Origin of the sequence: Myxococcus virescens (genome assembly GCF_900101905.1) — a bacterium.
Lineage (GTDB): Bacteria > Myxococcota > Myxococcia > Myxococcales > Myxococcaceae > Myxococcus > Myxococcus virescens.
This window is the reverse complement of record NZ_FNAJ01000010.1, coordinates 246,916-259,495: the sequence shown is the minus strand read 5'-3', so window position 1 is coordinate 259,495 and position 12,580 is coordinate 246,916. Positions and strand designations below refer to the sequence as shown.

At 69.7% G+C, this 12,580-nt stretch carries 13 protein-coding genes; 6 read left to right on the top strand and 7 right to left on the bottom strand.

Annotated features, from left to right (window positions below; all coding sequences use genetic code 11):
* Both BLU09_RS26690 and BLU09_RS26685 read right to left on the bottom strand, forming a co-directional pair.
* Window positions 1–240, bottom strand: a 240-nt coding sequence (locus tag BLU09_RS26690) for a helix-turn-helix domain-containing protein (RefSeq protein WP_143043204.1), incomplete at its 3' end; no start/stop codon positions are given.
* Window positions 241–492: 252 nt separating this feature from the next.
* Complete coding sequence (locus tag BLU09_RS26685) at window positions 493–1,398, bottom strand: LysR family transcriptional regulator (protein WP_090492388.1); 906 nt, start codon at window positions 1,396–1,398, stop codon at window positions 493–495.
* 59 nt (window positions 1,399–1,457) lie between these two features.
* Here BLU09_RS26685 and BLU09_RS26680 point away from each other — a divergent pair, with 59 nt between their 5' ends.
* Genes BLU09_RS26680 through BLU09_RS26665 form a run of 4 tightly spaced genes read left to right on the top strand, consistent with a single transcriptional unit; the run spans window position 1,458 to window position 5,307 of the window.
* Window positions 1,458–2,693, top strand: coding sequence for an acyl-CoA dehydrogenase family protein (locus BLU09_RS26680; RefSeq protein WP_090492396.1), 1,236 nt, complete (start codon window positions 1,458–1,460; stop codon window positions 2,691–2,693).
* Window positions 2,694–2,698: 5 nt separating this feature from the next.
* The gene (locus BLU09_RS26675; protein WP_090492386.1) at window positions 2,699–3,523 is read left to right on the top strand and encodes an SDR family oxidoreductase; all 825 of its coding nucleotides are present in this window, start codon (window positions 2,699–2,701) and stop codon (window positions 3,521–3,523) included.
* Window positions 3,524–3,541: 18 nt separating this feature from the next.
* Window positions 3,542–4,615: a phosphotransferase family protein gene (locus tag BLU09_RS26670; protein WP_090492384.1), complete on the top strand. Its 1,074-nt coding sequence runs from the start codon at window positions 3,542–3,544 to the stop codon at window positions 4,613–4,615.
* On the top strand, window positions 4,615–5,307 hold the full coding sequence (locus BLU09_RS26665) for a histidine phosphatase family protein (protein ID WP_090492382.1): 693 nt from the start codon (window positions 4,615–4,617) through the stop codon (window positions 5,305–5,307). Before BLU09_RS26670 ends, BLU09_RS26665 begins: the two co-directional genes overlap by 1 nt.
* Here BLU09_RS26665 and BLU09_RS26660 read toward each other — a convergent pair.
* Window positions 5,294–6,154: a methylated-DNA--[protein]-cysteine S-methyltransferase gene (locus tag BLU09_RS26660; protein ID WP_186817941.1), complete on the bottom strand. Its 861-nt coding sequence runs from the start codon at window positions 6,152–6,154 to the stop codon at window positions 5,294–5,296. The two genes, BLU09_RS26665 and BLU09_RS26660, sit on opposite strands and share 14 nt — an antisense overlap.
* 166 nt (window positions 6,155–6,320) lie before the next feature.
* Here BLU09_RS26660 and BLU09_RS26655 point away from each other — a divergent pair, with 166 nt between their 5' ends.
* Together BLU09_RS26655 and BLU09_RS26650 are read left to right on the top strand one after the other, a co-directional pair.
* Window positions 6,321–6,689 (top strand): nuclear transport factor 2 family protein, encoded by a 369-nt coding sequence (locus BLU09_RS26655; protein WP_216611846.1) that lies wholly within the window; start codon window positions 6,321–6,323, stop codon window positions 6,687–6,689.
* A 287-nt stretch (window positions 6,690–6,976) separates the two neighbouring features.
* Window positions 6,977–8,296, top strand: a complete 1,320-nt coding sequence (locus BLU09_RS26650) for an alpha/beta fold hydrolase (protein WP_090492376.1) — start codon at window positions 6,977–6,979, stop codon at window positions 8,294–8,296.
* Here BLU09_RS26650 and BLU09_RS26645 read toward each other — a convergent pair.
* The 4 genes from BLU09_RS26645 to BLU09_RS26630 form a co-directional block, all read right to left on the bottom strand.
* The gene (locus tag BLU09_RS26645; protein ID WP_090492374.1) at window positions 8,268–9,365 is read right to left on the bottom strand and encodes a potassium channel family protein; all 1,098 of its coding nucleotides are present in this window, start codon (window positions 9,363–9,365) and stop codon (window positions 8,268–8,270) included. The two genes, BLU09_RS26650 and BLU09_RS26645, sit on opposite strands and share 29 nt — an antisense overlap.
* 13 nt (window positions 9,366–9,378) lie before the next feature.
* Window positions 9,379–10,584 carry a twin-arginine translocase subunit TatC gene (gene tatC, locus BLU09_RS26640; RefSeq protein ID WP_090492371.1) on the bottom strand — a complete coding sequence of 402 codons (1,206 nt, stop codon included), beginning with the start codon at window positions 10,582–10,584 and terminating at the stop codon, window positions 9,379–9,381.
* A gap of 48 nt (window positions 10,585–10,632) precedes the next feature.
* Complete coding sequence (locus BLU09_RS26635) at window positions 10,633–11,169, bottom strand: Sec-independent protein translocase subunit TatA/TatB (protein ID WP_090492369.1); 537 nt, start codon at window positions 11,167–11,169, stop codon at window positions 10,633–10,635.
* Between the two features lie 132 nt (window positions 11,170–11,301).
* Window positions 11,302–12,579: an MFS transporter gene (locus BLU09_RS26630; protein WP_090492367.1), complete on the bottom strand. Its 1,278-nt coding sequence runs from the start codon at window positions 12,577–12,579 to the stop codon at window positions 11,302–11,304.
* Window position 12,580: the final 1 nt, after the last annotated feature.

Sequence of the window (12,580 nt, the reverse complement as noted above, 5' to 3'; positions counted from 1 at the left end):
CAGCCGCCGCGCGATGGCGCGCATGGACTCTTCCGCCTGCACGCCACGAGACACCTCCTCGCGCTCGGCCACGCTCAAACGCAAGGCAGAGCGCACGCGCGGCGGCCGCCGGATGCCGCCCGCACGCCTCAACAGGCGCTGCAGCGTGCGCTCATTCACCCCGACCGCCCGCGCTGCCGCCTCCTGCGTCTGCCCGGCGGCCACCGCACGCTGCACCTCCAGCCAGTCCTCTCCACTCATCCTGCCGAGCTTGCCTCGACTCTCCACCGGGCACCTCTCCCGGATGCGCTCGCCTTCAGCGCATCCTGACTGGTGCGTTCACCGGTTGAGACCGCCCGCAAAACCCCCGACATTTCCGAACAGCGACCTCCCAACCTCCTCCCGGACCTGGGGCCCCGACCCCGGTGGATTTTTCGAACAGCGGGCTGCAGGTCGCCTTCCGGGGCGAGCCCCACCCCCGACGGGATTTCCGAACAACGGGCTCCTGGCCCCCTACGCCGTCAGCGCGAGCAATTCGCCTCGCAGCCAGCGGTTGCGCGGGTCCGCATCCGCCTGCCGGTGCCAGTAGACATGAAGCTCCAGCGGGGGCAGTGACAGCGGCATCGGCAGGAGGTGGTTGCCCAGCAGCGCGTGCAACTCCGCCGCGCGCCGCCTCGGCATCGTCAGCAGCAAGTCGGAGTCCGCGACGAGCTTGAACGCGGCCTCGTAGTGCTGACACCGGACGACGACGTCGCGCTGGTAGCCCAGGCGGCTGAGCACCAGGTCCTCCACGGCCAGCCCGGTGCGGCGCGAGGACACGGTGACGTGCCGGGCCGCCATGTACTTCGCCACGTCCAGCTTGCGCCTGCTTCGGCTCACCACGCAGAAGGTGTCTTGCAACAGGGCCGTGCGCTTCAGCTCCGCTCCGGTCTGCTGCTCCACGTCGATGGAGAGGTCGAGCCGCCCCGACGCGAGGTCCCGCTCCAGCCGCGCCCGGTCGAGCCGGACGCTGGAGATGCGGACCTCCGGCGCGTGCGCCCGTAACCGAGCCACGAGCAGCGGGAGAATCGACGGCTCCAGCACGTCGTTCATCGCCACCGTGAACCGGCCCACGTCCCGGCGCGGGTCGAAGCCGCGTCCGCGATGAACCGCCTGTTCGAGCAGCGCCAGCGCCTCCCGAATCTCCGGCGCCAGCCGCTCCGCGAACGCGGTGGGCGCCACACCGCGCCCCTCCCGGACGAACAGCGGCTCTCCCAGTTGCTCGCGCAGGCGGGCCAGCGCATGGCTCACGGCCGACTGACTGAGGAACAGGACCTCCGCCGCGCGCGTCAGGTTCCGCTCCCTGAGCACCACGTCAAAGACCCGGAAGAGGTTGAGGTCCAGCCGGGCGAGCCGCGCCGAACCCTGAACAGGCTTCATGGTGACACATGACCAACATTCACTGGATGCATCAAGGCCCCATGCGCAGGATGAAGGCCATGGACTTCGAGCCCAGTGAGCGAGCCAAGGACTACCTGGAGCGCGTGAAGCGCTTCATGAGCGAGCACATCCTGCCGGCGGAGGCCCGCTATCACGAAGAGCTCCGAGCCACCGCCCAGGGCGGCGACTGGAAGACGTGGCGCGTGCCCCCCGTCATGGAGGAACTGAAGGCCCTGGCGAAGACCCAGGGCCTGTGGAACCTGTTCCTCCCCGACGAGAAGCTCGGCGCCGGGCTCAGCACGCTGGAGTACGCCCCCATCGCCGAGGAGACCGGTCGCAGCTTCATCGCCCCCGAGGTCTTCAACTGCAGCGCCCCGGACACCGGCAACATGGAGGTGCTCTGGAAGTACGGCTCCCAGGCGCAGCAGGAGCGCTGGCTGAAGCCGCTGCTGGCCGGAGACATCCGCTCGGTGTTCTGCATGACGGAGCCGGACGTGGCCTCGTCGGATGCCACCAACATGGCGGCCACCGCCATCGTCGACGGCGACGAGGTCGTCCTCAATGGCAGCAAGTGGTGGTCCAGCGGGCTGGGGCACCCCAACGCGAAGGTGGTCATCTTCATGGCCCGCACGCCCGACACCGGAGGAGACCGCCACCACCAGCACTCCATGGTGCTGGTGCCACTGGACGCGCCGGGCGTGAACATCCGCCGCATGCTCCCCGTCTACGGCGACTACGACGCGCCCCACGGCCACGGCGAGGTCCACTTCCAGGACGTGCGGGTGCCTCGCGACAACATCATCGCCGGACCGGGGATGGGCTTCGAGATTGCCCAGGGCCGGCTCGGGCCGGGGCGCATCCACCACTGCATGCGCTGCATCGGAGCGGCGGAGCGGTCCCTGGAGCTGATGATTGACCGGGGCATGAAGCGCACGGCCTTCGGGAAACCGCTCCTCAACCTGGGGGGAAACCGAGAGAAGGTGGCGGAGGCTCGCATCGCCATCGACCAGGCGCGGCTCCTGACGCTCTACGCGGCCTGGAAGATGGACCAGGTGGGGGCGCTCGGAGCCATGACAGAGATTTCCGCCATCAAGGTCGTCGCGCCAAGTGTCCTCCAGAAGGTGGTGGATGACGCCATCCAGCTTCACGGCGGCGCGGGTGTCTCCCAAGATACGCCGCTGGCGGGCTTCTTCGCCCAGGCGCGCAGCCTGCGCCTCGCGGATGGCCCGGACGAAGTGCACAAGGGTCTCATCGCCCGCATCGAGCTGTCGAAGCGGGGCTTCTCCCGGAGCTGACAGCCATGGCAACTCAACGCATCTTCATCACCGGTGGTGCCAGCGGACTTGGCAAGGCCATCGCCGTGCGCTTCGCTCGCGCCGGCTGGAAGGTCTGCATCGGCGACGTCAACGACACCCGCGGCGAGGAGGCCTTGAAGGAGCTCTCCGCCCTGGCCCCCCAGGCCCATTACCTGCGCTGTGACGTGCGGCGCGAGGAGGACCTGCGCGAGGCCCTGGACTGGCTCACGGCCCAGTGGGGCGGCGTGGACGTGGTCATCAACAACGCGGGTGTCGCGCAGGCGGGCGCCATCGAGGACGTGTCGATTGATGACTGGCAGTGGATCATCGACATCAACCTGCTGGGCGTCGTGCGTGGGTGCAAGGTGTTCACGCCTGCCTTCAAGAAGCAGGGCCACGGCCACATCGTCAATGTGGCGTCCATGGCGGGCCTGCTCGATGTGCCGCTGATGAGCAGCTACAACGCGACCAAGGCCGCCGTCGTGTCGCTGTCCGAGACGCTGCACAACGAGCTGGCGGAGTACGGCATCGGCGTCAGCGTCGTATGCCCGTCCTTCTTCAAGACGAACCTGGGTGACTCGCTGCGCACCACGGACCCGAGGCTGGGAGCCACCATGGCGCGGCTGCTGGAGCGCTCCGCCATCACCGCGGATGACATCGCCAACGACGTGTTCGACGCGGTGGCCGAGCGCGGCTTCTACGTCCTGCCCCACGCGGATGGCCGCAGGACCTGGCGGCTGAAGCGCCTGCTGCCGCGTGAGCTCTATTCGTGGATGCTGCGCCGGAATACGCGAGGCATGCGCCCCGGCTCGCAGCCAAAGCCGAGCTGAGCCGGAGAGAGCCCACCGATGCCATCGACCGCGACCATCGACCCCGCTGGCGCCGTGCGCCCAGGCGAGGAGCTGAACCTCCCCGCCGTAGATGCCTGGCTCAAGGCCCAGGTCCCCACGCTGGAAGGCACGCCGGAAGTCACGCAGTACGCGGGCGGTGCCTCCAACTGGACGTACCGGCTGAAGTACGCCAACCGGGACCTCATCCTGCGCCGCCCTCCCGCGGGGACGAAGGCGAAGTCGGCGCACGACATGGCCCGTGAGTACACGGTGCAGCAGGCGCTGAAGCCGGCCTATCCCGTGGTCCCCACCATGGTGGGCCTGTGCCAGGACCCGGCCGTGCTGGGCTCCGACTTCTACGTCATGGAGCGCATCGAGGGGCTCATCCCGCGCAAGCACCTGCCCCGGGGGCTGGCGCTGGACGCGAAGCAGACGCGAGCGCTGTGCCTCAACGTCATCGCCAAGCTCGTGGAGCTGCACGCCGTGGACCCGGCGGCCGTGGGCCTGACGTCACTGGGCAAGGGGCCGGGCTATCCCACGCGGCAGGTGGAGGGCTGGTCGGCGCGCTACGAGAAGGCACGGACGTGGAACGTCGCCAGCTTCCGCTACGTGCGCGACTGGCTCAAGGCGAACACGCCCGCGGATATCGCCACGTGCGTCATCCACAACGACTGGCGCTTCGACAACGTGGTGCTCGCCCCGGAGGAGCCCACGCGCATCATCGGCGTGCTCGACTGGGAGATGGCCACCCTGGGTGACCCGCTGATGGACCTGGGCAGCGCGCTGGCCTACTGGGTCCATGCCGACGACGACTTCCTGATGCGCTCCACGCGGCGCCAGCCCACGCACCTGCCCGGCATGCTCCGGCGTGAAGAAGTCGTGGCGTACTACCTGGACCAGACGAAGCTGAAGCCCGCCAACTGGACCTTCTACGAGGTGTTCGGCCTCTTCCGGCTCGCCGTCATCGCCCAGCAAATCTACTACCGCTACCACCACAAGCAGACGCGCAACCCCGCGTTCAAGAACTTCTGGGTGCTGGTCAACTACCTGGGCTGGCGCTGCCACCGGCTCATCCGGAAGGGAGCGCGCTGATGGGCGTGGTGTATCTGGTCCGGCACGGCCAGGCCTCGTTCGGCGCGGCGAACTACGACCAACTGTCGGAGACGGGCCTCGTACAGGCCCGGGTGCTCGGTGAGTCCCTGCGCGAGCGGCTCCCCCGCGTGGACGCCGTCGTCACCGGCACCCTGGCGCGGCACCGGCAGACGGCGGAGGCGTGCCTTGCCGCGCACGGCTGCGGCACCGTGGCCGTGCAGACGGCGGGCTTCAACGAGTTCGACCACGAGGAAATCGTCGCCCGGCACACGCCACGCTACGCGGACCCGGAGGTGCTCCGAGCGGAGCTGTCTCAGACGGAGTCACCCTGGCGCGCCTACCAGGCGCTCTTCACCGACGCCGTGGCCCGCTGGGTGGCCGGCCAGCACGACGCGGAGTACACCGAGCCCTGGTCCGCCTTCGGCGAGCGGTGCCGCCGCGCGATGGATGCCCTCATCCAGGAGATGGGCGCGTCGAAGAACGCGCTCGTCTTCACCTCCGGGGGCACCATCACCGCCATCTGCCAGGAGCTGCTCCGCATCCCCGACGAGCACGCCTTCCGCCTCAACCTGACGCTGGCGAACTGCGGCCTCACCAAGGTCATCTACAGCGAGCGCGGCCGTTATCTGTCCACGCTCAACGAGCACAGCCACTTCGAGGGCCCCCAGCGCGCGCTGCTCACATACCGCTGAGCGGCGCGCCGTCGTACCGCAAGTCCTCCCACGCCAGCATCGCCCGCTTGCGTGAGGCGCCCCAGCGGTACTCCCCGAAGACGCCCGTCTTGCGCAGCACGCGGTGACAGGGAATCAAGAGCCCCACGGGATTCTCGCCCACCGCCGAGCCCACCGCGCGCATCGCCTTGGGCTTGCCAATAGCACGCGCGAGGTCCTCGTACGTCGTCACCTCGCCCGATGGCACGCGCAGCAACGCCTGCCACACCTGCACCTGGAAGGGCGTGCCCCGCACCAGCACCGACAAGGGGCTCGACTCCGAGCCACCATGCCCCGCCTGGAAGATGCGCTCCATCCATGGCGCCGTGTCCTCTGCGGACGCCTCGAACGTGGCGCGCGGCCACTGCTTGCGCAGCGAGGCGAGCGCCTCCTCCTCGGATTCCCCCGAGAGGAAGTGCAGGCCACAGATGCCACGCTCGCAGACGGCGAGCAGACACGCGCCGAACGGTGACAGGTGGACGCCATGACGCACGGTGAGCCCTTCGCCGCCCAGCTTGTATTCTCCAGGCGTCATCGACGTCAGCGTCACGAAGAGCTCATGCAGCCGGCCGCTGCCCGACAGGCCCACCTCCAGCGACGTCTCCAGCACGCTGCGCCGCTCGTCGAGCAGGCGACGGGCCGAGCTCAGCGTGTGCACCTGGATGAAGCGCTTGGGGCTGATGCCCGCCCAGCGCGAGAAGAGCCGCTGGAAGTGGAAGGTGCTCAGCCCCACGTGCGCGGCCACGTCGTCCAGGGACGGCTGCTCGCGCGCATGTGCGTCGAGATAAAGGATGGCTTGTTCGATGCGGGCGTAGTCGCTGGATGCCATGCCGATGCTCCTGGGATGCGCTTCGCGAAAACGTATGTCCGCCAACACATGGTGGAGCAACCCGGTTCTTGCGCTGTCCTCGCGCGCCGGGCGTGCGTTGACATGAGGTGTCACTGTGCAACAACCAGCAGCCCCACCCCGCACGTCGCCTCAGACGAGGAGCGCCATGCTTCCAGAGGAAGATTTCCTGGCCGCGGAGGAGGCGCTGAGACGGGCCATGCTCTCGAGCGATGTCGCCGCGCTCGACGCCCTCCTCTCCGACGACCTCCTCTTCGTCAGCCACACCGGCAGCGTCCTCGACAAGGAAGCCGACCTGGAATCGCATCGCTCGGGAGCCCTGCGCCTCACACGGGTGGACTTCACCGACACACACTTCCGCTACCTCTCCGCAGGCGCCGTGGTCGTCGTCCATGCCGCGCTATCCGGTGAGTTCCAGGGAGCCCCCTTCGAAGGAAACTTCCGTTACACGCGCGTGTGGCAGGTCGTGGACGACGCACCCCAGGTCGTCGCGGCCCAGTGCACGGCGGTGGGTTGACTTGACTCCTGATGGACGAGCGCTTATCCGTTGGCGCCAATGACGTCGCTAAGCGCCATGTGTCGAATGTCGATGCCGGGTGGGCTCTCGCCCTCCAGGTTCGGCTGACGTCCGTCCGACCCTGGTGAGCCACCGAGCCCATCCACCCGCGAGGGTTGGTGGGCTCCGTCGTTTCTGGACGCGCGCCTCCCTGCCCTCGCCGCGCGCCTCCACCTGGCGGCACGCCGTCTTCTCCCCTTCCTCCGCATTCAGGACGGCCGTTCCCGCATCGCTCCCGGAGAGTCTCCGTGCCCACCACCCACCTTTCCGCCCCGCGCGTCTTCGACGTCTCCCTGCCCGATTTGACGCTGGAGGCAGGCGCCCGCATCACGAACCACCTCGTCCGCGGCTGGTGGTGGGGCCCCGCGGAGGACGTCCCCTGGCTCGAGTCACGCGCGCGCGTCCTCTCCGACGACGAAGCCCAGGCGAGCGCGCTGCGCGTCGTCCGCCGCACCGTGACCGAACAACAGGCGCTCGCGGAGCAAGCCCGTCATCGAGGCCCGGCCCGAGCCCCCGCGCCCGTCCCCACGGTGCTGCTGGTCCACGCGCTCACCGGCGACATGCGCGCGGGCGGCAAGGGCGGCTGGTGGGAACCACTCATCGGCGCGCGGCGCGCGCTGGACCCGTCCCGCGTGCGGCTCCTCTGCTTCAACAACCTGGGCTCCTGCTACGGCACCAGCGGCCCCGCCGACGAGGGCTTCCCGCTGCGGACGGACGACGCGCGCTTCGGTCCGCCGTTGCCGCTGCCCAAGGGCGACCTGCGCCAGGACGAACAGCGCCTGCCCGCCACCGTCACCCCGTGGGACCAGGCCCGGAGCATCCTGCTGGCCATGGACGCGCTGGGTCTGGACGACGTGGAGCTCGTCACCGGCGGCTCACTGGGCGGCATGGTGGTGCTCTGCCTCGCGGCGTTGGCGCCGGAGCGCTTCGCGCGACTCTTCCCCATCGCCACCACGGAGTCCGCCACCGCGTGGGTGGTGGGCCTCAACCACGTGGCGCGGCAGGCCCTGCTGATGGACCCGGGCTTCCCCGAGTCCCCCCGCCGGGGCCTGGAACTGGCCCGGCAGCTCGCGATGCTCACCTACCGCGCGGAGCCCGGCCTGGAAGCGCTCCAGGGCCGCCCCGCCGAGTGGTCCTCACGCGCGCTGCACCCCATGCACAGCTATCTGGAATACCAGGGCCAGAAGCTGGAGAGCCGCTTCGACGCACGCGCGTACCTGGCGCAGCTGGGCGCCATGGACCACCACGACCTGTCACGCTTCCCGGGAGGCGGCCTGGCCCGCATCCGCGCGAGCGCGCTGTGCGTGGGCATCGACACCGACCAGCTCTTCTTCCCCAGCCACATGGCGACACTGGCGCGGCGGCTGCGCGAGCACGGCCTCCACGCCGAGCACGCCACGCTGTCCAGCCAGCATGGACACGACGGCTTCCTGCTGGAGTGGGACGCCATGGCCGTCCTGCTCGCGCGGGCGCTCGCCCTGCCCACGGCCAGGGGCCCGGAGCACGCCTTCCCGCGCTGGCCGGAAGTGCACCCCGCCCTCAACCCACCTTGCGGGACGAAGGCGTGACCACGGCCACCGGCGCGTGGTGGGACCACAGGGGCGGATCGGCCTCGTGGGTGAAGGCGCGCAGCCGCCGGTACTCCGGATAGGACGCCTGGAGCGACAGCACGTCTCCAGGCCGGATGACCTCATCCCCCTGCGGGTGGAGCCGCTCCTCGCCGTTGCGTTGCAGCGACAGCGCCAGGCAACCGAACCGATCCCTCACCTCGGAGATGGTGAGCCCCGGCAGGCCCAAGCGCGCCTCGAACAGCGAGACGACCATCAGGTGCTTCGCCAGGTGGAACGAGTGGACGATGCGCGGGTCCATGGCCGCCAGCGCCATGGCCGGGGCCGCCAGCGACGAGCTGGAGAGCGCTTCCGCCTTGAACGTCTCGCGCACCTTGCCGCTCAAGTCGTCATCGAAGAGGCGGATGACCACGCGGATGTCCGGGTTGAGCTTGCGCGCGTCCAGGGCGATGTTGAGGTTCGCCAGGTCGTCGTCCGTCGCGCAGACGATGGCGGACGCGTCCTTCACGTTGGTGCGAGGCAGGCACAGCGGGCTGCGCGTGTCGTCGATGAGCAGCGGCACCAGCTCGTCGCGCAGCGCGGACACGAAGGCCGCGTCCTCGCGCTTCTCCACCACCACCACGTCCTTGCCCATCTCCCGCAGCTGCGTCACCACGCGGTAGCCCACCCGCCCCGCGCCACACACCACGACGTGGCCCTTCATCGTCTCGGAGACCACTTCGATCCACTCCTTGTCGTTCTTGTGCCGGGCGAAGAAGAGGTACGCGAAGCGCACCACACCATCCGCGACCAGCGCAATACCTGCAGGCGGAATCACCAGGTTGAGCAGCTCCACCAGCCAGTCGTCCACATAGGGCAGCGACGGCTGGCCGTAGAGCAGGAAGTAGGTGTGGTGCAGCGCCTCGCCAAAGTCGATGCGAACGCCGTCCGGCCCGCGGAAGCGCCAATGGAAGAGCAGCGGCCCTCCCAGGAACAGCACGGCGGACAGCACCAGCGTGGTGCGAAAGCGCCGCACCAGCGCCCGCAGGTAGCGCAGATTGGCCCGGAAGTGCCTGCGGGACTGCTTCATGGCGGCTCCTCGACTACGACGCCGGGGTGATGCCCGTTTCCGCCGCGTTCCGCGCGCGACGCCGCTCCACCATCCACACCAGCAGCACGCCCAGCTCGTAGCAGAGCAGCATGGGGCCGGCCATCAGCGACAGGTTCACCACGTCTCCCGTGGGGGTGATGATGGCCGCCGCGATGAGGCACACCACGAAGGCGTGGCGCTGGTACCTGAAGAGCCAGGACGACTTCACCACGCCCACCACGCCCAGCAGGGCCATGACGAGCGGCAGCTCGAAGATGATGCCGAAGGCGAGGATGAGCAGCAGCACCAGCGAGAGCTGCTCGTGCATGGACAACATGGGCCGCGTCCACCGCGCCGCCTCATGCGCCGCGTGCGCCTTGGCCAGCTCCTTCTCCAGCCGCCACAGCCCCGCCAGCTCCTCGGTGCGCGTGGGGGCGATGCCCGCCAGCAGGCTCGCCGAGCCGTCCATGGCCGCCGCCGCCGCCGCGAAGTCCTTCTTCTCGTAGGCCGTCACGGCCTCCACGCGCTTCTCCACCGCCTGCCGCAGCACGCCGCGGGACTGCGCGCCGTAGCCCACCGACGCCGCGTCCAGCAGCCGCCCCAGGCCATCCAGCCGCCCCGTCATCTCCACGCTGGCGGCGGGCGCGACCTCGGGCGCGGGTGCCTGGCCCTGGCCCTCCGCGCGCAGCTGGGTGCTCGTCTCCTTCGCGATGCGCCCCGCCTCCTCCGCTTCACCCAGGCGCAGGAAGCGCAAGGCGTCATCCGCGCGCAGCCGGGCCGTGTCCAGGCGCTGCTCCAGCGCGAGCGTCTCCTCCTCGTTCAGGAGGAAGGTGAACATGGAGGGCAGCACCGCGAAGTAGCAGAAGGCGGCGCCGAGGAGGAAGGCGATGGAGCCGAACGCCACGAAGGGCGCGGCGAAGCGGCGCTCCTCCGGATACAGGCCGGGCGAGACGAAGCCCCAGATCTGCATCAGGATGACGGGCGTGGTGAGGAAGATGCCGCAGTACACGCCTACCTTCATCAGGACGTTCAGCTCTTCGATGCCGGACGTGTAGATGAGCGAGCGATTCTCGGGCGGCAGCGCATCCAGCACCGGCTGCATCAGCAGGCCGAAAATCGGCTTGGCGAAGACGAGCGAAATCGTCCCCAGGATGAGCACGGCGATGGTGCACCGCATGAGGCGCGAGCGGAGCTCCGTCAGGTGATCCGCCAGACTCATGCGCAGCTCGGAGTCGGCACCGGGGTTGATGGGCGGGGGGCTCAGGACTCAGCTCCGTTTCGGGGCGTTGCGCGCCACCGTCCCCGGGATGGGCGACAGCGTGGGCGAGGTGGCGGAGGAAGCAGGGGGCTCGGGCGGCGCCTCGGCGGCGGGCTCCGCGCCCGGCTCCGCCGTCGCGGGCGTCTCCCCGGCATGCATGTCGGAGGTGACCACCTCACGAGGCCCCTGCGCGTCCATTTCCAACACCTGCGTGGGCGACGAGGGCTGAGGGGACGCCGCATCGGCCGGAGGCGACGCGCCGTCCGTGGCGGGAGGCAGGGTGGCCTCGGGCCCCCCCACGGCCTGCGGCGGCTGGGGCGCGAAGCGCGTCCCGGGCCGCACGGGCGCGGTGGGAGGCTCTCCGATTTCCTGGTCCATGGCGTAGAACTCACGCTCCACGACGTTGCGGACCTCATCCGTCTGGCGGCGGAACTCGCGCAGGAACTTGCCGATGCCGCGCGCGAGCTCGGGCAACCGCTGCGGCCCGAGAATGAGCAGCGCGGCCACCAGGATGAACACCATTTCGCCTGCGCCGATGTTGAACATTTTTCCTGACGCGCTCCCCGGAGCAGCCCGGTTTATCGCGCCCCGGGGAGACAGGCGCAACCGTTCGTCTCGCCAAAGCATCCGCCCGCCACCCGGAATGGGCGGCAGGCAACCCGAAGGCGCCCTTTCATACTACGCGTGAGAATCCGCCCCGGGCGAGAGCGGAACCGCCATTCCTTGCGAGGAGGCCACCGCCAGCGCCCGCGCCTGCTCCCTGCTGCGCACCCGCCGCTCCACCCCCCACAGCAAGGCCGGCAGCAACAGCGTCAGGACCATGGACACTCCGGCCATCCGGGGGATGCCGCCCAGGGTCCCGTCTGGCAGGTCCGTCAGCAGCCGAGCGCTGAGGAAGGCCCCCACGGCGGCGGCCATGTGCTGGACGGCCGACTGGAGGGACATGAAGCGCGCACGCACCCGCGTGTCCGGCACCCGCGACGTCAGCGTGTTGTACGCGACGTTGCGCGTCCCCATGGCCACCATGAAGAGCGTGAAGATGACGGGGACGGGCATCCACCGAGGCAGGTGGACGAAGCCCACGTAGGTGGACAGCAGCACCAGCGCGGAGCCCACCGTGCCCACCTTGAAGGAGCCGTAGCGGTCCACCATGGGCCCCGCCACCCGCAGCGTCGCGAAGCTGGCGATGCCGCCGATGAAGTACGGCAGCCACAGCAGGTCGCGCGGGTAGCCCACGTTCTGCTGCAGATAGGCGGACAGGTTGGGGATGAGGACGAAGCCCGCCATCATCACCAACGCCGTCATCACGTACGACAGCTGGATGTCCCGGTTGCCCAGCAGCTCGAGCACGCCGGCCTGCTGTCTGGGGCCCGCGTCCAGATGGCCGCGCACGGGCGGCAGGTAGAAGATGGCGCCCAGCACCACCAGCAGGCCCATGGCGGCCACCGCGAAGAAGGGCACGCGCCAGCCGCCGAACTCCGCCAGCTTCAGCGCCATGGGCACGCCCGCCACCGAGGCCACGGAGAAGGCGCCCATCACCGCGCCCAGCGCGCGTCCGCGCCGCTCCACGGGGACCAGGTCCGCGATGATGGACAGCGACAGCGACGTGGCCGGCCCGCCGAAGATGCCCGCCACCACGCGCGCCAGCAACAGCGTGGACATGCCCGTGGCGAAGCCACCCGCCGCGGTGGCCACCACCAGGCCCAGCATGGACACCGCCAGCGCCTTGCGGCGGTCGAAGCGGTCCAGGAAGTAGCCACCGGCCAGCCCCGCCACGCTGGCGGCCGCAGTGTACGCGCCGCCGATGATGCCGATGTGCGACGACGCGATGCCCAGCCCCTTCGCGAAGTCCGGGCCCAGCGGCATCACCATCACGAAGTCCAGGATGTTGACGAACTGGACCGCGCCGATGAGGGCCACCACGGCGCGCTCGGAGACCTGTCGTTGTGTCGGCATG

What these genes read in the sequence shown, in the direction of transcription:
- tatC (WP_090492371.1), bottom strand. Translation starts at nt 10,584, where the DNA reads ATGAGTCTGGCGGATCACCTGACGGAGCTCCGCTCGCGCCTCATGCGG.
- BLU09_RS26685 (WP_090492388.1), bottom strand. Translation starts at nt 1,398, where the DNA reads ATGAAGCCTGTTCAGGGTTCGGCGCGGCTCGCCCGGCTGGACCTCAAC.
- BLU09_RS26675 (WP_090492386.1), top strand. Translation starts at nt 2,699, where the DNA reads ATGGCAACTCAACGCATCTTCATCACCGGTGGTGCCAGCGGACTTGGC.
- BLU09_RS26680 (WP_090492396.1), top strand. Translation starts at nt 1,458, where the DNA reads ATGGACTTCGAGCCCAGTGAGCGAGCCAAGGACTACCTGGAGCGCGTG.
- BLU09_RS26630 (WP_090492367.1), bottom strand. Translation starts at nt 12,579, where the DNA reads ATGCCGACACAACGACAGGTCTCCGAGCGCGCCGTGGTGGCCCTCATC.
- BLU09_RS26670 (WP_090492384.1), top strand. Translation starts at nt 3,542, where the DNA reads ATGCCATCGACCGCGACCATCGACCCCGCTGGCGCCGTGCGCCCAGGC.
- BLU09_RS26635 (WP_090492369.1), bottom strand. Translation starts at nt 11,169, where the DNA reads ATGTTCAACATCGGCGCAGGCGAAATGGTGTTCATCCTGGTGGCCGCG.
- BLU09_RS26655 (WP_216611846.1), top strand. Translation starts at nt 6,321, where the DNA reads ATGCTTCCAGAGGAAGATTTCCTGGCCGCGGAGGAGGCGCTGAGACGG.
- BLU09_RS26665 (WP_090492382.1), top strand. Translation starts at nt 4,615, where the DNA reads ATGGGCGTGGTGTATCTGGTCCGGCACGGCCAGGCCTCGTTCGGCGCG.
- BLU09_RS26660 (WP_186817941.1), bottom strand. Translation starts at nt 6,154, where the DNA reads ATGGCATCCAGCGACTACGCCCGCATCGAACAAGCCATCCTTTATCTC.
- BLU09_RS26645 (WP_090492374.1), bottom strand. Translation starts at nt 9,365, where the DNA reads ATGAAGCAGTCCCGCAGGCACTTCCGGGCCAATCTGCGCTACCTGCGG.